This window comes from Sphingobacterium sp. 18053, assembly GCF_902706145.1.
GTDB lineage: Bacteria > Bacteroidota > Bacteroidia > Sphingobacteriales > Sphingobacteriaceae > Sphingobacterium > Sphingobacterium paramultivorum.
This window is the reverse complement of record NZ_CACSJW010000006.1, coordinates 1-18,584: the sequence shown is the minus strand read 5'-3', so window position 1 is coordinate 18,584 and position 18,584 is coordinate 1. Positions and strand designations below refer to the sequence as shown.

Sequence of the window (18,584 nt, the reverse complement as noted above, 5' to 3'; positions counted from 1 at the left end):
ATTGTTTTTATTTTTGAGGTCTATTTAATGGTTGGTCGGACGCAATGTCTCGTTAATTGATTGTAAATGTTTGGCTTTTGGAAGCTTATTTATCAAAAAAGTATTTAAATAATTTCCATTACTCATTTTAAAACAATACTTTTGCATCCCCAAACATTAGTTGGCTTAAGGGTTGAAAAATAAATAATTACAGTAAAATAGATATGACTAAAGCAGAAATTATTGCAGAAATCTCTACCAAAACTGGCTTAGAGAAGGTAGATGTTCAAGAAACCGTAGAGGCGTTCTTTAAAGTTGTCAAAAACGCAATGATCGGAGGAGAAAATGTATATGTAAGAGGTTTTGGTAGCTTCGTAGTCAAAAAAAGAGCTGAGAAGACTGCAAGAAACATTTCAAAAAATACAGCAATCATTATCCCTGAACACTTTGTTCCTAGTTTCAAGCCAGCTAAAATTTTCGTAGAGAAAGTAAAGAATGGCAATAAATAATCTTTAAAATAGATTAAAATGGCAAAAACCAAACAGATAATAGTAATAGGATCAGTAGTAGCCTTGGTTGCTGTGCTTTTAGCGCAGCCTATTAAAGGTTTGGTGAACAAAGAAAAACAAACTGCTGCAGCATCTGAGTCGAAGCCTTCCAATGAAGTTAATTTGGAAAATATATCTTCGATGACAAAACAAGGTTTAGATGCTAGTTTAGTCAAAGAAATTTCCGATATTGAGGGCCAAGTTGCAAAAGCTTCTGGAGAGGATAAGATAAAGCTGTTGCAACAGTTGGCAAATAAGTGGGATGATGTCGCAAAACCAGCCCCTCAGGCTTTCATCTATGAGGAAATGGCAAAGGTTTCACCGAAGTTTGAATATTGGTTGAAAGCAGGTAATGCTTATCGTGCCGCTTATACAAATTTGCAGGATTCTACTTTATCCCAAGCGTTGAATCAAAATGCTATTCATGCATATGAAGCTGCGTTAAAAGCGAATACAAGTAGTTTGGATGCAAAAACAGGATTGGGTGCCGCAATGGTATCAGGAACGAATAACCCTATGGCAGGTATTGCCTTATTGCGCGAAGTCGTTGCTGCCGATCCTAAAAACTTAGAAGCAAACAAAACTTTGGGGTTGTTTTCATTACAATCCCGTCAGTTTGACAAAGCCATCGAGCGTTTTAAGACCGTTATCGATCAAAAACCCGATGCTGAGTCATACTTTTACTTAGCCACAGGCTATGAAAATATTGGGATGAAAAAGGAAGCCGTTACAGCTTTTCAAAAAAGTAAGGAACTGGCAGCCGATCCTTCCCTATCACAATTCATCGATCGAAAGATCGCGGAATTGAGCAAGTAATTAATTTATTATTTTATAATCATTAAAAAATTTAGCTATGCCAAGCGGAAAAAAAAGAAAAAGACACAAGATGGCTACTCACAAACGTAAAAAACGTTTAAGAAAAAATAGACACAAGAAAAAATAGTCTTGTGATAAGCTTTTAAACATCTTGGCCCATTTTGCTGAGATAGCTTTACGAAACGATCTACATGTCTGTGAAGGGGATGTAGATTGTTTTTTTCGTTACAACGTTCTTTAAATGTTTAATCGGATACCCAAGATTGCGATAGGATATTGCATAGGTATCAAAAATGAGTAGCTTTTGGTAAAGGAATTAATTATCGATTCAACTCCTGATAAAGGGGTAACTATTGCTTTACTACAAGATAAGCAGCTTGTTGAACTTAACCGCGAGCCCGCAAATAATAACTTCGCCGTTGGAGATATCTATCTCGGACGTATTAAGCGAATTATGCCTGGGCTTAATGCAGCTTTCGTAGATGTAGGCTACGAAAAGGATGCTTTTCTACATTATTTAGATCTGGGTCCTCAAGTTCAATCTTTGCTAAAGCTTACGCGTATAGTGAAGAATGGCAGTTATCAAGAGAAACTGCTCAATAGTTTAAAACTTGAAAAGGATATCGATAAAGCTGGTAAGATCTCTGATGTCTTAAGCAAAAATATGCTCGTGCCAGTACAAATCGCCAAAGAACCCATTTCAACAAAAGGACCGCGTCTGAGCTCAGACCTTTCAATAGCGGGTCGTTTTGTCGTTTTGGTACCTTTCTCAAGTACTGTTTCCATTTCCAAGCGTATCAAAGGTAGTAATGAACGCAATCGCCTAAAAAAGATTGTCGAAGGAATTAAGCCAGCTAATTTTGGTGTTATCATTCGTACAGTTTCCGAGGGTAAGGGTGTTGAAGAACTACAACGTGACTTATTGGACCTGATCTCAAAATGGGAGCTATTTACCAAACGTCTTCGTAATGCTGAACCGCCTCAAAAGGTTCTTGGCGAAATGGATCGTGCATCCACTATTCTACGAGATATTTTGACAGACGAGTTTTCGCATATTTATGTTAATGATCCTTCGATCTTCGAAGAAACAAAATCATATATACACGATATATCTCCAGACTTGGAGAAAATTGTCAAACTTTATAAACATAAAGAGCCAATTTTTGATCATTTCGGAGTTGAAAAGCAAATCAAGGCAGCTTTTGGCAAAACTGTAACATTGCCGGGCGGTGCGTACCTCGTTATAGAGCATACCGAAGCCTTGCATGTCATTGATGTCAACAGTGGTAACCGTTCTGCTAATAAGGAGAATCAGGAAGACAATGCATTGCTGGTCAATATGGAAGCAGCAAAAGAAATTGCGCGTCAGCTGCGTTTGCGTGATATGGGCGGAATTGTAGTCATCGATTTTATCGATATGCATAAACCCAATCATCGAAAAGAGTTGTATACGTTCTTAAAAGAATGTATGGTAGCGGATAGAGCGAGACATACAATTTTGCCTCCAAGTAAATTTGGATTGGTTCAAATTACACGTCAGCGCGTTAGACCTGAAATGAATATCGTCACAAACGAAAAATGTCCGGCTTGTGATGGTACAGGTGAAATCCGATCAAGTATTGTCCTCATGGATGATATTGAAAATAATTTGAGCTTTATCCTTCAAGAACAGAACGAAAAGAAGGTGACCTTATGTGTTCACCCTTATATAGACGCCTACATTAAGTCTGGTTTGATTTCTAAGAGAATGAAATGGTTCATGAAGTACGGAAAATGGATTAAAGTAAATCCAATGACGTCATATTATCTAACTGAATTCCATTTCTTCAATGCGAAGGATGAGGAAATCAAGTTATAATAGAAAGAGATTAACGAAAAGGGTTAGTAGTGATACTAACCCTTTTTTGTTTTTATATTATTGTGTTGTTTAAACCCAATGGATAATTATGCCGTCTTTTTCCATTTTGCGGAAGTAAGTCATTTGCCTTTTGGCATAGCGATGTATTTCTGTCTCCAGTTTTGTGGTAAAAGCAGGATAATCGAGCTGCCCAAGGAGATGGAGTGACGCATATTTATACTCCAAACCATAGTATTGAAGCTGCTCGTGTGTAATACCTTCTGTCAAGAGCCCGCACACTTCCTCTAAGAAGCCTTCATTCAATCGTTGTTTTAATCTTTGGCTAATGTGTTCGCGTCTGATTTCCAACGGGGGATTTAATCCGATAACAATGCTATCTACCGCTTGTTGCTGGGTGATGTGATCGGGGTGATTCTCTAAAAACGCTAATATTTCTATTGCTCGGATTATACGTTTTTTTGTCGAAAGATCGATTTGAAAGTTCACAGGTAGCGTATATTCCTGAAGACGCGTTAACAGCTCCGTCTCTGGATATGCAAGTAATGACTCCTTGAAGCCTTCGATTGATGGGATCAGCGCATAGGGATTTTGTTGGATTACACTTTGAATATATAAACCTGTACCACCACACAGGATGGTATGTTTTCCCTTTTCTAGAATGGATTGTTGGGCTTGACGGAAGTCAGCAATAAAGTTTCCGAGATTGTAGCGTTCTCCCGGTTCATGAATGTCGATAAGATGATAGGGAATATCTTGGTATTCCGATAGGTCTTTTCCCGTACCGATGTCCATCCTTCGATAGATTTGGCGGGAATCAGCACTGATGATTTCAGCATCAATGTGTTGGGCCAGTTGGACGGCCAGTTTCGTTTTTCCAGAAGCTGTAGGCCCTAAGATAACAACAACTTTCTCTTTTGGAACGGTTTGCTGTTCCAAAAGAGAAAGTGTATATTTTAATCTGTCTATCACAGAACAAATTTAGTCCATTTTTCTGTTCCTTCGTTATTTTTTACGACAGTATCGATAAAAGCCATGCCTCTTACGCCATCGTAAACTGTTGGGAAATCTTGTTGTTCAGCTGTAGGGGTTTTTCCTTCACGTTTGGCTGTAACTGTTGCCGCAAAATTACGATAGATATTCGCAAATGATTCTAATAGCCCTTCAGGGTGACCGGCTGGTACACGGGTATTATGTGTTGCAAAAGAACTCAACGTATAAGGCGCTGCGTAAGCATTTCCTGTGCGATAAAGCTGACGAGGTTGATCAAGCATTTTGATAATTAAATTGTTCGGATCCTCATTAGCCCATTCCAATCCACCTTTTTCACCATAGATTCGGATACGAACAGCATTTTCTTCTCCGGCTGAAATTTGCGAAGCCATCAATACGCCTTTAGCACCATTTTCGAAACGTAAAAGCACCGAACCATCGTCATCCAATAGACGGCCTTCAACAAATGTTGTTAGGTCTGCACATAGCTCTTGGATTTTTAAGCCCGATACATATTCCGCTAAATGCGCAGCATGGGTACCGATATCACCCATAACCAACGATTTACCCGAGCGTTTCGGATCTGCACGCCAAGCGGCCCCAGCATTACCCTCGCGTTCCGATAAACGGCTCAACCAACCTTGTGGATACTCAACAACAATCTTTCTGATCTTACCGAAGTGACCTTCTTTGACCATTGCTTTAGCTTGTTTAACCATTGGGTAGCCTGAATACGTATGGGTAAGGCACAGAGTACGACCAGTACGTTCTACCGTTTCTTGTAATTCTTTTGCTTCTTCAACGGATACTGTCATTGGTTTTTCAACGACAACATCAAAACCTTTTTCTAGCGCTAATTTAGCGGGAGCAAAATGTAAAAAATTGGGTGTTACGATCGTTACAAAATCCATGCGTTCGCCTTCGGGAAGCAAAGATTCTTTTTCGATCATCTCTTCATAGTTTAGATAGACACGCTCAGGAGCTACAAATAAGTCTTCTCCAGATTGTTTTGAAATCTGTGGATCAATACTAAATGCACCACAAACCAGTTCAATCTTGCCATCCATAAAAGCGGCAATACGGTGTACAGCTCCAATAAAGGCATCGTTTCCGCCTCCGACCATACCCATGCGAAGTTTTCTCTTCATAACGTTATTATTTTTGATTATTTATTTTTCAAACTTTTACAGTGTACAATATACACAATTTAGCTTATTTTATGTATAAAATCATCTTGATGCTACCCATATTTTCTTTGGGAAAGCCATTGGGGAACTGCTCCCTAAGCCCCTTTAATTCATCTGTATTTCGATAGGTATACCGCTTTGTTCCTGTGATCCAAAAGCTAATCGGTGCCGTAATTTCTTTCGCAACGAACCCAATTTTTTCGAGCGAAGAGTGTTGGCTCCAATCACGGTCGGTGAAAGTCATAATGTCTCCTGGCGAGAAATCGCTACAAAAGGCTTTAATTAATTTGCTTAGGCCTCCTATAACATTAATACCTGTTTTATTACAAAAACGTATTAGTTCAAATGAGCGATAGTCTTCATCTTTATTCAACATTCGACGCCCTCCAGAGAATACCGCGACCGCGACAAGCTCTCCCTGTTCATAAAGGCCATAACGATACTTGCCGGGAAGAGCGGCTTGTAAATGATGTTCCACGAGGAACTGTAAACTCGTTCTTTTGTCAATCCGGGCAAATACAGTATTGCGTGCGTAAATGCGTTTGTCATTTTTTGTTCTAGAAACAATGCGTCTGACGATCAAATCAAACTTTGTTATTAATTGGTCTTCATCGATATGAATGCAAGGGTCGGAAGTATCACTTCTAACGGATTTGTTGTGAGGATATAGTAAAATGTTAATTGCTAATTCCGGAGAGGATATTTGTATAAATCCATCATCCTGGCAAAACCCTAATGGGGCTTCAAGAGCTTGCTCGAGCCTAAGCTTGAACTGTGTTGACAAATTTATAAACGAAGGATCCATAAAACAAAAGTAACTTTTATGGAAGTTTTGACGAAATATTCACTTTTAATAATTATCCGTACCTTTGTACCGAAGAATATAATGGTGATACAAGGTATCCTTGTTAAAAAAGTACAATGACTCAGGGTGAGCAATCAGCCTGACATAATCTGAAATTAAATCGTGCTAAAATTACAACAGGTGCCAAGTGACCTTTAAAAGCAAACAGCGTGTAACGGACTCAGGTATAGCAATGAGTATCGGCACTTATAAATAATTATAATACATATGAAACTTCCGATAGTGGCGTATGGCGATCCTGTATTAAGAAAGGTCGCTGAAGAAATAGATGAAGACTATCCAGATTTAAAGAAATTGATTGATGATATGTTCGATACCATGTATGCAGCTCATGGTGTTGGGTTGGCAGCTCCACAGGTAGGTTTGCCTATACGTATGTTCGTTATCGATGCAACTCCTTTCGCAGAAGATGATGAAGAAAACAAAGAAGTGCTCCAATCGTTCAAAAAAGTTTTCATCAATCCTATCATGGTTGAAGAGTCTGGTGAAAAATGGGCTTTCGGTGAAGGATGTCTGAGTATCCCAGATATTAATGAGGACGTATTGCGTCACAGAAATATTCGCATCAATTATTTAGATGAGAACTTTGAAGAACATGAAGTAGACTTAACAGGTTTGGCTGCACGTGTGGTACAACACGAATATGATCATATTGAAGGTAAACTATTTACCGACAAATTGAGTGCCTTGAAGAAAACGATGCTGAAGGGGCGATTAGATGCTATCGCGAAAGGAAATATTCGCGTTGGTTATAAAATGAAATTCCCACAGCAAAAGAAAAAGCGTTAGTTCATACTAACGCTTTTTCTTTGTTGCTTCCTCCGCGTAAAATTGATTGGAGATCAAAAATATCCGCGTTCGACCCACTGATCCATCCTTTTAATCCATTTTTGAGACCGAATTGGTCATCCAGTAAGGCGTGTTATAAAAACTTCACACGCGAAGAAGGACTTTCCTCAATCCAACCGGGGTAAATATAGACGATATTTAACGGCTGTCATTCGTATTAAAAATACAACTGCTGCCCCAATGAAGGCCGCCCAGGAAAGATCAAGATCAAGATGTACCAGCAAGATGTAAGTGAGGCCACCACCTAAACAGGCGGTAGCGTATACTTCTTTTTTAAAGATTAATGGAGTTTCGTTGAGTAAGACGTCGCGCGTCATCCCCCCACATACCGCGGTGAACATTCCAAAGATAATGGCAGCATAGGTATTGCTTTCGTAGTTGAGTGATTTTTGTACCCCCAGGATAGTGAAAAAACTAATTCCGATGGCATCAAAAAGTGTCAAGGTACGATAATAACCATACAATTGTTTATTGAAGACAATGGCAATTAAAATTCCGAGGAAAATGGCGATGAGATAATTGCTATCATTGACCCATACTGGGCGCAGATTTAAAAATATATCCCGCATGGATCCACCGCCAATGGCTGTCACAAAGCCTAAAAAGGCTGCCCCAAAAATATCAATATCTTTACGTTTTGCCGACAGGGTGCCTGATATTGCAAAAAATAAGGTGCCAAGCAAATCGCTCAGATAAAAATAGTTGGCATCAGTAATCATGGTAATCCTTTTTAAATCATTATATTAAAATCTCCAGTTGACGGTACCCCATATCGCTTACACCAATGGGGATAAATCTCCTTTTATTGGACAAATTTAGGAGAAATCTTGATAGTTTAAATTTACAGAAAGGCGAATAGCTTTCAAACCCGCGATTCCCTGTACATCCTCCAATTTTAAATGTTCGATGGTATGCTCAATGATGCCCATGTCGTAGATTGCCTTTATACTCAACATGAGATCCTCTAGGATTTCATCCGATAAATAGACAATCGCAATTTTATTGACCTGGGTAAGTCGTTCTTTGGTTCGCTTTATCCGAATTTTGTCTATCCTTTTTTTGATTATTTCATAACGGATATTGAGAGATCCCTCTACATCAAACCTCCGTTCATCTTCCCGAAAGCTAATATCAATGCTATGTGGATTGATAAAAATCAATTGTGTTGTTTCTAAAGTCAGAGGAAGAATATCTTTCGCATGGTAAGCTTTCAGCGTAATTCTAGCCATCGAAATAATTTGCTGACGCCTAAATACATTGATAAATTCGTAGCTGAAAGGTTGTTGTGGCGTAATGGATTCGCCGATATAAATGTCATATTCAATACCGTCTGTCCTGAATTTTTGAAAATAAGATGGATAATTCCCCTGGATGAAGCTATTGAAATGATCCAGTTCTCTACTGATCAATTGATTGATCTGGCGTAAAGAAGTTTCAAATTCATTGCGATAAAACTCACCTGTGTCCCGATTGGTGAAAAAATGCTTCGCATAATGTTCGATCACCTCTATTTTTGACGGGAATTGCTTTCTGGCTTCTTCTAAAAATGGCTGTACATCTTTCCTAAAAAACTCAATGATCTTGACCATCGACTCATCAAAAGAAATATGGTCAAGAGATTCTGTAATTTGATCAACACGTGCTGAAAAAGTCATAATCAACTTGTGCTTTCCATCTAAAGAGAGCTCATCAATAAGCATTGCGAGCTGTTTGACCTTGAAGCTAAAGTCTTTCAGAATGGAGGCGTTTCGTATGATCGTTGAGTCTTTGACATCGACAGCACCATAGAGGGGATAGACATCTTCAAATACTACCGCCTTAATATGCGCATCCCGACTGTCGTTTTCCAGTTCCTGAATGTACTGGGCCGCAATATGGTTAAATTTCCACTGAACCGAAGGCTGTATGGTCGTAAACCGGTTGATGATGATATCGTCGATACGTTTTTTAAATTCTAGGGTGATATCCTGAGATAGTTGTGATAAAAGGGGGACCAAAGAACCTAAGGCTTGCATTGTATCATTGTCGAGCTGATCTTGTTCACGGCTGTATATTTCCAATATGCCTGAGAGGGAATGATTATGAATGAGTGGAATACACAGATAGGTCGTTACTCCCGAGCGACTAATCCGTTCGTCGAAAATGGATGTGGTATTTCGGAGGCCATTCGTCGCATTATTTGTATAAAATATAACATGCGGATGTTTTAGGTAGTCCGCAAGTTCAGGATTGATCTTGAATGTTTTATTTGCGGTATACGCTTCCGCAATCAAGATGCTTTTGTTGGTGATTGAATAATCGAAAAATGGGACCCCATTTAATTGGAATAACGGAAATAAACTAAATACGGTTTCAGCCCCTTTTAATAGCGGTGTGATGATTTTTTCTAAATCAGCGAAAAAGAGATGATAATTGTATGTCGGCAGATCCAAGAGAATGGACTGAATGCGACGTAAAGTATGTTCCGTACTGGTCTTTCTGAAAGTTACAATACTAAATCCCGATAACTCAAAATCTTCCAGTTTAACGGTATTGATAACGGTATTCCAATCAAAAAGCGAATCACTGGGATTTTCCGATAAACGACCTATATCAAGCGCAGGAAGTGTTTTTTTTGCCTTGATCTCAACAAATTTGAAATCGATGTCCAAATCGTAATAATCGACGATCTCCCCCCGATCATTGAGTTGATGATAAACAATACTGCTGTTTTCATTGGAAGAAAAGCCATAGAGTCGCTCGAAGATGAGGGTATAAAAGAGCTTTTCTTGATTGGTAAGAAGGCTTCCGGTACGCATCTTCCCTTGAATTTCTTGCTCGACAAGCTGATGGCTAACTAGGTCGAAAAAGGCTTCCGTTCCATAAAAGGCTTCTTCTGCTAGGGCTGTTGTGAGTGCCCAGTACCTTTTTGGAGCAGTGTCAATCAACGATACGGAGAGGCTATAAATCAATTGCAGAATATCTTTATAGGCTTTGAGGTTATGCTTGCAGAGTTTCCCGTTGAGATGTTCTATTTCTTTGATGCGTTCCAATGCATACAAAGGAATCATATCATCGGATGAAGTGCCATTTTCAATAAAAGATTCCAGGTATTTGAAAAATGGTTCAAAGTCTAGCCTGCCATTTGCATACGTATTGGCCGTTTTCTTCGTTGTGAGTTGTACTTTCTTTATCTCCATGGATCGAAAATTTTAAAAGCGGAAACCTGTGCTGAAATAGGGATACCAGCCTTCATTGGATTTCGTCATGACAAAATGTAAAGGAAGTGCATTGGCGACGATATAATAAATGCCTCCGCCCACACCCTGATGAAACTTATCGTTGTTATAGCCCTTTGCCCATACTTTCCCAACATCATACATACCCATTAGTCCGAATTCACCTGGAAGAACATAGCTTTTGACATCAAGTACTTTAACACGAGCCTCTAGGTTATTATAAAGCATCTGTTGCCCTGCAAATCGGTACTGGCGAAATCCTCTGAGATTTTCATGGCCGCCTAGAAATAGATATTGATAAAATGTAGGGTTCCCGACAACGGTGCCCCCTCCTGTTCTATTGGCGAATATAATACCTTCATTGAATGCACTAAAATAGCCGGTCATTGCAGCACTTAACTGCGCTGAATTTTTTGAGTACTGATTGAGTCCAAAATAGGAATTCAAAGCGGCTTCAATATATAGCCCTTTACTTGGGTTAATCTTTCGATTACGGGAGTCTTGTGTTAAAAAGGCATTGATACCTGCAAAAGCTTTGTCTTTGGTAATCGATAAACTATCGTAAGAATGTAAAGCTTGGGGATTTAAAATAAATCGATCTTCATTTTCAATCGGATCTAAGTGGTAAAATTGGATATGCGGACCTACGGCAAAGTTTAATGTAGCTGAAGGTTTCCACCTTAACTGTGGATTGATATTGAAAATATTGAATCTACTTCTGTAATATTTTGCACCATACTGTTCCTTTAAGAAGAGCGAGTTATTGCCTACGCCGAAGAAATTCTGCGTGTTGTCAGGAGCTTTTGCTAGCGCATCGACAACAAGATCCGCATCCCCGACAACAGCTATCCATTCGCCCCTATAGTGAATTTTATAAGCTCCGGTCCGGAAGGCTGTTGCTACAGTAAGTTGTTGCTTATAAGTAAAGGGACTTTTTCTAAATCCACGCTGATGTGTGTAAGCAGCGCTTAGCCCCAGCGAAAAACCGTCATCAGCATTATAACCCGCAGTTACCAGGGGAAGCCAGGTGTTGTACAGGTTTACAGGAACAAATTGCGTGTTGGTACTATCTTGTGCATAATGAAGCTTTATTTTGTTCTTTTCACCCAGTAAAGTGGAATTTTTGGTGTTTTCGTAAAGCTGTATTTTCGATTTGCTTTGGTTGATCACATAAGTCTTTGGCGTGTTATCTCCTATAATTCGGAGTTTTATAGGAGAATTTGCGTTATCGATGACAACAGAGTCTTTTCCCTCAGCCAAATAGAGACGAATTTCTTTTGTCAGGGAATCTTTATAGGTTTTGTCCATCAATGCTTTGGTGACCTTACCATCTTTATTGATCTTCGAAACTTTGACTTTTAAGTTTTTATTCGCTGTGCTGTATATTTCTACTTTTTCGTTTTTGTCGCTGAGATGAATATCGACAATGTTATTAATGAAATTGTAATACTCTTCCATCGCCATGGGCAGTGCATCACGACGGCTTTGAAGTGTTTTAAAAATTTGCTCTCCACGAATAGCAATGGACGATTGCGGCAGGCTATGTACCGACTCCCATAATACCGAATCTGTGAGACGAGCTACAAATTGCTTGACCTCTTTGGTCCATTCCTTGTGAGGAAGCTGGTTGCTCGGATGAGCATTTAAAAAGCGTGATTTAAACAAAGAATAGCGAATATCGGGAATACCGGTCGTGAAACCTTGCATGACTGGGTTGACAAATTGCTGATAGATATCTTTCATCAGAAAACCTTGTGTGACACGTAGTGCCTGATCCCGATCGCGGGGAATAGGAATATAGTCTTTATCGTGATCTGTGCTATCCTGATTTTCATTGTACCAACGCCATTGATCCTCGTGTCGATCCCAATCGCTTACCAGTACATCCAGCATTCTTGCGCGGAGATATGCCTTAGCCTTAAAGTTATCGTCGTTATCTTCCTGTAGTTTTCGTACAGCTTTCGGGCTGTTGTCTGAATCACCAAGAGGCTCGCGTTCTTCTAGTAAAGCCACCGTATGCTCAAAAAGCGGAGCATATTCACCCAATATGCTGTCTTGTGCAACAACGCCGATGATTGGATGGGCATGTGGGACGTTCACGGCATTTGCCAAAGCGGGGATCATAAGCGCAGAATAGGGATGCTGTGCGCTAGTGGCATCGTCCAAGACATCCTGTACAAAGGTGCCATGTAGCTCTTCTGGTATAAGGGATTCAGTCCTTTTATTGACTGATCGCAGTGCCCATTCCTGACCGCTTGAATCTGTAAGTCGTAGAGAAACCGATTGCATCCCGCCCCCTTGTTTAACAGGACGCAGTCCCCCGTATAAGGTTGAAAGTTGGAGCAAAGGTAAGGTGGTTTCTGCAGCCCATTCTTTGCGGTAGTTTTCGCCAAGGAAGAACTTTTTGAATTTACTGGCTTTACCATATTTTGCATTTGCAACGATACTTACACTGTCCTTGATGACGGTTTTAGCAAAGGACTTGCCCTGATGTGCAGGTGACTGTGTATGTTTTTGTTGTGAATAAACATGACTAGCAAGAAAAATAAGAAAGAATGGTACAACCTTTTGCATGCCTATTTTTGTTCAAATTTATAAATGATCCCTTTATCCTGATTACCGGCTTCGCTGCTGATGTAAAGATTGAATTTTGAATCAAAGTTAATGCCTTCAGGTTGAGGGAAGATCTTCGGATCTAATGGAGAGAGCGATTTTACACGAAAATTCTCATCGGTGACCACAAGGGCTTTGTCTACAGAAGATAAGATATACCATTCCTTACTGTCTGCTTTTTTAGCTAACGCGGAGGGTTTGAACGTTTTCTTAATTTTAGCATCAAATGCCTGAAGTTGATCAAGCTGGATGGCAAATTCTCCTTTCGGCTGAAATTGACCATGCTCGTCAATTGAAAAGACATAGCCAGAGGTTTGCGGTTGTTTTCTATCGACCTTGCATTCTTTACATAATACGTATGCCTGGTTACTTTCGCGGTCAACAAAAAGTCCCTCGTACTCTCCTTTTGGGAGTAAATTTTTCTGTTCAACAACGTTTTTTATATCGTCGTTTTCGGCAATCGGAAAGGAATAGATGCTGCCATTGCTCTTTAAGATAAAGAAATGTGTATTGCTTATCGAGATATCCTCATAGTCGCCATCTTTTCCGAAAGGGTTGAACGTGACTTTTTGTGTCGGTTGGTTAAACTTATAAAGAAAGCCCTGCTCGTCTTGGATGGCATAAATATCATCATCCTGTCCCGCGAGAAAGGCTATCCCGGATATTTCTAATAATTCGTCTGGCAAACTCATCTTTATGCCCGAAGATAATGTATAGGGTATTTGTTGCGGTTTTTCAGCTTGAACATGAGCGAGCTTGTTGTTATTTTCCTTGGCTGTATTATTCGGGTTGCAGGCGAGAAAAATAGCAGAGGCTAAGCCTAATGCCATCGTTGTCAATATCGTCGGGTTTTTCATCATTATATGATTAAATTTAAATTGATGAAGTCATCAGGTTTCTGAATGAGCTTACGTGCAATGATTATTTTGTTGGGCTTTCAGGGCTGGTCATGCTTTTATGAGATGCCCTGCTGAATAGTCCTATTTTTTCATTTTACCTTTCAAATAATTAAGGATTTGTTGCTGAGAAACATTCTTCTGTTGTGTTTCTATTGCCTGATTTTGCCCATGTTCATCCAACAAAGTTGCTTCGGTGTCGTCCGCAAACTGAATATCGAACAGTTCCTGTATTTGATGTGCTAATGTCAGATTCAGTAGCGGAAAGCAAGTTTCTATACGTCGGTAAATGTTGCGGTTCATCCAGTCCGAAGAACCCAGATACACGCTGCTTTGGGCTTGATATTGAAAAATAAATATTCTGCCATGTTCTAAATATCGTCCTACAATCCGTTTCACGACAATGTTGTCGCTCAATCCAGGTACTTGTGGTTTTAGTCTACAGATTCCTCTAACCAATAACTGCAGTTTTACCCCTGCCCGGCTTGCTTCATACAATTTATTGATTAACGATTCTTCTTCCAGATTGTTTAATTTAATTTTTATTGTAGCTGTGTCTCCGGCTTTAGCAGCTCGGATGGCCTGGTCGATCAGGGATAAAAATGTATGTTTGAGGTTGAACTGTGCAATCAGTAGATGACTAAAAGACAGCTCATTTGGACTATGGGGTTTTCTCCGGGCTGGTAAAAACTCGAATAGCATATTTAATTCGTTGGTCAATAGCTTATTTGAGGTGATGAGGAAGTAGTCTGTGTAGACCTTCGCCGTTTTTTCATTTAGATTTCCTGTACCTAGCAATGCACTTTCTCGACCTTGTTTGCGTTTGACCAGCGCTATTTTGGCGTGTACTTTTAAATTGGGGATACTATAGGTGATTTTTACACCCTGTTCTTTCATCAATCGAGCCCAATGTATATTATTTGCTTCATCAAAGCGCGCTTTCAATTCGACAAATACATTGACTCTTTTTCCATTTTTTGCTGCGGTAGCGAGTGCTTGTGCGATATGAGAATCACCAGCAATACGGTATAAGGTCGTGTAAATCTCGTCTACGGTTGGATCTATCGCTGCCTCGTTAAAAAAACGCAGTATGGGGTCGAACGATTCATAGGGAGTACAGATCAACAGATCCTCTCGGTCTATTTGGTCAAAGATAGATTCTTTGAAATTCTGATTCGTATTAATTTGCAGCTGTTTTGGATAAGAAAGTTCCGCTATTTTAATCGGAAATGAAAATAGATCCTTAAGATTGTGGTAGTTTCCGCCTTCGACAATGCTACTTTTCCGCAGATCAAATAATGTTGCCAGTGTTTCTATCAACTGTTTTGGCAGATTTGGCTGGAATAGAAAGCGTGTCGCATAGCCAAGGTCACGTTTATTGACTTCCGTCTCGATTTTTTGGGCAATATCACCCTCAAATTCATCTTGGAGATTTAATTCCGCATCCCTTGTGATTTTAAAGGAATAGAAATTTAATGATGTATTTCTTATGGCTTCAGGAAAAAATGCTTTGATAATATCATCTATGAGCACAACATATTTATTCCCATTGATCTCACAGGTGAAAAAGCGGCCAATATGATTTGAAGGCACATTTAGAAAGAATACCGCTCCAGTATTGTCGTCTGTAACGACGAAGTAGAGCTGATTGTTGATCGGGAAAAAAGAGGTGTCATCAATCGGTATAATTTGGAGGTAGGAGGCAATTGTGGTAAAGAAATATTGGGCTGCTAGGTCTTTTATTTCGGCAGGAATAGCTTGATTGTAAATTAAGAGTATATCTTCTTTTGCTAATTCTTGGATAATATCAGCTAGTATTAGGCCAAATTTTTCCTGTTGTCTATTGATGGTTTTTGACGCTTTTTTATAGGTCCCAATATCTATGTTCGGAATGAGCTGTCCGGGATTTTGCTTCATTATTTTTTTCCAAGCCATCAGTACAGGCATTCTAACCCGATAAAATTCATCCAGATTGGATGAGAAAATAGCGATAAACTGTAGTTTTTCCAATAAAGGGACCTCCTGACGACCAGCTTGGTCAAGTACCCTATCATTGAACGACAGCCAGCTGATGTCTCTGTTGATATAAAGATCTTTCTTCTTCATCCGTATAAATTTATGGTTATGGCAACATGCTTACAACAACATCAATAAATGATCCTGTCTATTGGTCGCTAATGATTGATTTAAAGGCGGCATCTTTTTAAATAAAAAAGAAAGTTTGAACAACATGATCCTGACATATTCCGCTGTGTTTATAGGATCGCATTAAAATATGGTTGCGACGACAAAAGAAACAACCGATATAACAAGGCCAAACATAAAAATTCCATATGCGTATCGTAGGAGTTTGTATTTTCGGCCTAATACCACACCTTGCGAATAAACATCCTTGGTAAGCATGCCATATAGAAATTCCGAATCGACCATTACCTTCTGCATGCCCTCATTGTAGTCGTCGAGTTTCATCTTGTAAAAGTTCCCAAAAAAGAGCAGATTGACTGATTTTTGTTCGATTTCCTCCTTTGAGAATTTACCAGAGGGAATTTTGGGTATTGTTGACAGTATTGCCATGACCATGGTTGCTACCACGGCCGTTGTTAAGATAATTGTTGGGATAATAAGGTGCTCGTTGGCATCTAGTTTCCGAAATAAGACAGCAATCACAACGGAAAGAATAATAGAATTGACCGTTAACAAGATGTTGGCCTTATTGTCTGCCATGTCGCTTAATCGCTGATTGTTTGAGGATGTAATCCGGAACATTGTTTCTATCCCACGTTCTGGCTTACTGCCTTTATCCTTTTCCTTCTTGTCTTCTTTTTTGCTTTCTTTATTTTTTGAGATAGATTTCTCCTGTTTTTTCTCCAGTTCTTTTAGATTCATCTCCTTTTTGGCATTGAGCTTTTGCTGCGCATATTCAGTATGGTAATGATGGCTCATTAATAGTTTGATTGTGCCCGCCCTCCATACGTCTTTATCGATCTCCTTCCCTAGTACTGCTTCAGCTTCGGCTTTCATCAGTTTGTTTCTGGTAACGAAATCCTCGTTCCCAAAATGAAATAGGTCCGCGTCGCAGAGAATTTGCTCCAGCAGGTTTGTTGGATCCTGAGGCATTCTCGTTGCTAAAATACAACCTTTGATTTTTTCCTGTATGGCTTCCGGTATTCCTTTATCCTGGAGAAAATTGAAAGCAATTTCGACACTTATCTTCTCATGACCGATAGCATTGTCAGATTTTACGTAGCCGAGGTCATGAAAGTAGGCGGCACTAATAACAATAAAGTGATCCTCCTCTCCTAGTTTATAGTGCGATGAAATCTCCTCCGCAGCACGTACAACAGAACGTGTGTGTATCGTATTGTGAAAACAATGGCAAACTGAAATATTTTCTGTAATATAAGTTTCAGCATATTCTTCTACCTGTTTTAAAAGCTGAGCATAATCTATCATGGACCAATATGGTTTTATGTGCAATAAAAGTATTTAATATCTTTAATTTCTTAAAAATAAGGTCTTCTTTTTTGTTATTTATTAACCTAGATCAAATTTACTGAAAAAAGAGATATTCCAATAGCTGTAAAATTGCCTGTTATATAAGTAGATAGTTGATTGTTAAAACAGATCGTTAATCGGATAAGATCTTTCAATATAAGTCATGACGCTCAGGCGAACTGGGTTTGGATAGTTTTATGATGCGAGCGACCCATGGTTCCTCCCTAAGCGAGGAAGAGTTCTGGATTGCTTATCCTTTAGTTTAGTTTTTGTCTATAGTTAGCTTAGTCTTAAGTTAGGTTTAGTTTAGCTATAACCTAAGCTATACCTAAACTAAACCTAAACAAACCCTAACTAAACCCTAAGTAAAGTGGTAAGAAAGTATAGCTATTAAAAGAGGCAATCAAGAGCGTTGTATGCTGTCCCCTTTTATGTGCTGCGCTGCGGTATCCTTCCGGTGTCATCTTTCCGGCGGCACAATTTTCCGGTCTTTCCGGCACGGATTCTACCCGGGGATGCCGCGCAGGCTTTTAAAAGAGGATCCCGACCGGATTATGCAGCCTGATGTTCTTTGACCTTTGACTGCTATCTTCCTGCCTATGCCCGTTCGCCGACTGCGCTGCCATTCCCGTCCGACTTTAGTACTCTCATGCGCAAACCACTCCTTTCCGGTGTTCTGAGCGGAAGCCCGCACGGGAAGCTGGGACTGAAATCCGCTGCAGATCTTAGGAAAGTAGCCTTTTTGCCGCCTTCTGCGCAATCCTGTGGACAAAATCCAAAAAGAATCTCGCACCGTTACAGGTAGTTAAGGGCGAAATGAAAATAATAAGAACAAAAGGCTTGGAAGTTTGTTAGTAAACTCCCTATCTTTGCACCACTCCGCAAGGGAGGAACGGTTACCTCGAAAGAAGGAATCATGAAAAAAGAAGGGTTTAAGAGAAGCCTGACAGGATTTAAAATCCCGTTCAGTTTATTTTAAACGCGGAAATCGAAAAAAGGGAAAAGAAAAAAAACTTTAAAAAGTTTTTGGAAGTTCAGAAAAGATTTCTACCTTTGCAGTCCCGACGGAAACGAAGGGAAAAACAAAAAAGATAAAGACGGCGCAATGCCATCGGAATATAGCGGATACGGAAGTTGAAGCGAGAAAAGTTCTTTAAGAAAACACAATCATGTAAGCGTGACGAGTAGACAAACGAAAGTCATGAACAAATTCAAGAATTAGTTCAATTCGATCCAAGATCAGAGATATAAAAAAAGAATTCTGATTATG

13 protein-coding genes are annotated in these 18,584 nt (G+C 39.6%); 4 read left to right on the top strand and 9 right to left on the bottom strand.

The genetic code is table 11. The features are described 5' to 3' along the window. The first annotated feature begins 203 nt into the window (after positions 1-203). The 3 genes from GVK91_RS15180 (at position 204) to GVK91_RS15170 (ending at position 3,201) form a co-directional block, all read left to right on the top strand. A complete protein-coding gene (locus GVK91_RS15180) occupies positions 204-488 on the top strand; it encodes an HU family DNA-binding protein (RefSeq protein ID WP_046673299.1) in 285 nt (94 codons plus the stop codon). 18 nt (positions 489-506) lie between these two features. Then, on the top strand, positions 507-1,343 hold the full coding sequence (locus tag GVK91_RS15175) for a tetratricopeptide repeat protein (RefSeq protein ID WP_159729877.1): 837 nt from the start codon (positions 507-509) through the stop codon (positions 1,341-1,343). A 304-nt stretch (positions 1,344-1,647) separates the two neighbouring features. Beyond that, positions 1,648-3,201 carry an Rne/Rng family ribonuclease gene (locus GVK91_RS15170; RefSeq protein WP_046673301.1) on the top strand — a complete coding sequence of 518 codons (1,554 nt, stop codon included), beginning with the start codon at positions 1,648-1,650 and terminating at the stop codon, positions 3,199-3,201. Between the two features lie 69 nt (positions 3,202-3,270). Here GVK91_RS15170 and miaA read toward each other — a convergent pair whose 3' ends face one another. The 3 genes from miaA to GVK91_RS15155 all read right to left on the bottom strand — a co-directional run bounded on the left by miaA (position 3,271) and on the right by GVK91_RS15155 (position 6,183). Then, entirely contained in the window at positions 3,271-4,170 is a 900-nt protein-coding gene (miaA, locus tag GVK91_RS15165; protein WP_159729875.1) for a tRNA (adenosine(37)-N6)-dimethylallyltransferase MiaA, read from the bottom strand. Beyond that, a complete protein-coding gene (locus tag GVK91_RS15160; protein ID WP_153847973.1) occupies positions 4,167-5,339 on the bottom strand; it encodes a Gfo/Idh/MocA family protein in 1,173 nt (390 codons plus the stop codon). Before GVK91_RS15160 ends, miaA begins: the two co-directional genes overlap by 4 nt. 64 nt (positions 5,340-5,403) lie before the next feature. Continuing rightward, the gene (locus GVK91_RS15155; protein WP_153847974.1) at positions 5,404-6,183 is read right to left on the bottom strand and encodes a hypothetical protein; all 780 of its coding nucleotides are present in this window, start codon (positions 6,181-6,183) and stop codon (positions 5,404-5,406) included. Between the two features lie 267 nt (positions 6,184-6,450). Here GVK91_RS15155 and def point away from each other — a divergent pair, with 267 nt between their 5' ends. Then, the gene (def, locus tag GVK91_RS15150) at positions 6,451-7,032 is read left to right on the top strand and encodes a peptide deformylase (protein WP_088163356.1); all 582 of its coding nucleotides are present in this window, start codon (positions 6,451-6,453) and stop codon (positions 7,030-7,032) included. Between the two features lie 167 nt (positions 7,033-7,199). Here the strand turns inward: def and GVK91_RS15145 are convergent, their stop codons facing one another. The 6 genes from GVK91_RS15145 to GVK91_RS15120 all read right to left on the bottom strand — a co-directional run bounded on the left by GVK91_RS15145 (position 7,200) and on the right by GVK91_RS15120 (position 17,272). Next, a complete protein-coding gene (locus GVK91_RS15145; RefSeq protein WP_153847975.1) occupies positions 7,200-7,811 on the bottom strand; it encodes a trimeric intracellular cation channel family protein in 612 nt (203 codons plus the stop codon). A 96-nt stretch (positions 7,812-7,907) separates the two neighbouring features. Beyond that, positions 7,908-10,271 carry a GAF domain-containing protein gene (locus tag GVK91_RS15140; protein ID WP_153847976.1) on the bottom strand — a complete coding sequence of 788 codons (2,364 nt, stop codon included), beginning with the start codon at positions 10,269-10,271 and terminating at the stop codon, positions 7,908-7,910. Between the two features lie 12 nt (positions 10,272-10,283). Then, positions 10,284-12,884: a hypothetical protein gene (locus GVK91_RS15135; protein WP_159729873.1), complete on the bottom strand. Its 2,601-nt coding sequence runs from the start codon at positions 12,882-12,884 to the stop codon at positions 10,284-10,286. Between the two features lie 2 nt (positions 12,885-12,886). Then, a complete protein-coding gene (locus tag GVK91_RS15130; RefSeq protein WP_227550322.1) occupies positions 12,887-13,783 on the bottom strand; it encodes an AvrE-family type 3 secretion system effector in 897 nt (298 codons plus the stop codon). A gap of 120 nt (positions 13,784-13,903) precedes the next feature. Continuing rightward, on the bottom strand, positions 13,904-15,925 hold the full coding sequence (gene ppk1 / locus GVK91_RS15125) for a polyphosphate kinase 1 (protein ID WP_159729871.1): 2,022 nt from the start codon (positions 15,923-15,925) through the stop codon (positions 13,904-13,906). Between the two features lie 162 nt (positions 15,926-16,087). After that, on the bottom strand, positions 16,088-17,272 hold the full coding sequence (locus GVK91_RS15120) for a Pycsar system effector family protein (RefSeq protein ID WP_220801567.1): 1,185 nt from the start codon (positions 17,270-17,272) through the stop codon (positions 16,088-16,090). Between the last annotated feature and the right edge of the window lie 1,312 nt (positions 17,273-18,584).

Bases quoted from the DNA above. Each gene is read 5' to 3' on its own strand.
- GVK91_RS15120 (WP_220801567.1), bottom strand. From the start codon at position 17,272: ATGATAGATTATGCTCAGCTTTTAAAACAGGTAGAAGAATATGCTGAA.
- def (WP_088163356.1), top strand. From the start codon at position 6,451: ATGAAACTTCCGATAGTGGCGTATGGCGATCCTGTATTAAGAAAGGTC.
- GVK91_RS15130 (WP_227550322.1), bottom strand. From the start codon at position 13,783: ATGATGAAAAACCCGACGATATTGACAACGATGGCATTAGGCTTAGCC.
- GVK91_RS15160 (WP_153847973.1), bottom strand. From the start codon at position 5,339: ATGAAGAGAAAACTTCGCATGGGTATGGTCGGAGGCGGAAACGATGCC.
- GVK91_RS15180 (WP_046673299.1), top strand. From the start codon at position 204: ATGACTAAAGCAGAAATTATTGCAGAAATCTCTACCAAAACTGGCTTA.
- GVK91_RS15155 (WP_153847974.1), bottom strand. From the start codon at position 6,183: ATGGATCCTTCGTTTATAAATTTGTCAACACAGTTCAAGCTTAGGCTC.
- GVK91_RS15175 (WP_159729877.1), top strand. From the start codon at position 507: ATGGCAAAAACCAAACAGATAATAGTAATAGGATCAGTAGTAGCCTTG.
- ppk1 (WP_159729871.1), bottom strand. From the start codon at position 15,925: ATGAAGAAGAAAGATCTTTATATCAACAGAGACATCAGCTGGCTGTCG.
- GVK91_RS15145 (WP_153847975.1), bottom strand. From the start codon at position 7,811: ATGATTACTGATGCCAACTATTTTTATCTGAGCGATTTGCTTGGCACC.
- GVK91_RS15140 (WP_153847976.1), bottom strand. From the start codon at position 10,271: ATGGAGATAAAGAAAGTACAACTCACAACGAAGAAAACGGCCAATACG.
- GVK91_RS15135 (WP_159729873.1), bottom strand. From the start codon at position 12,884: ATGCAAAAGGTTGTACCATTCTTTCTTATTTTTCTTGCTAGTCATGTT.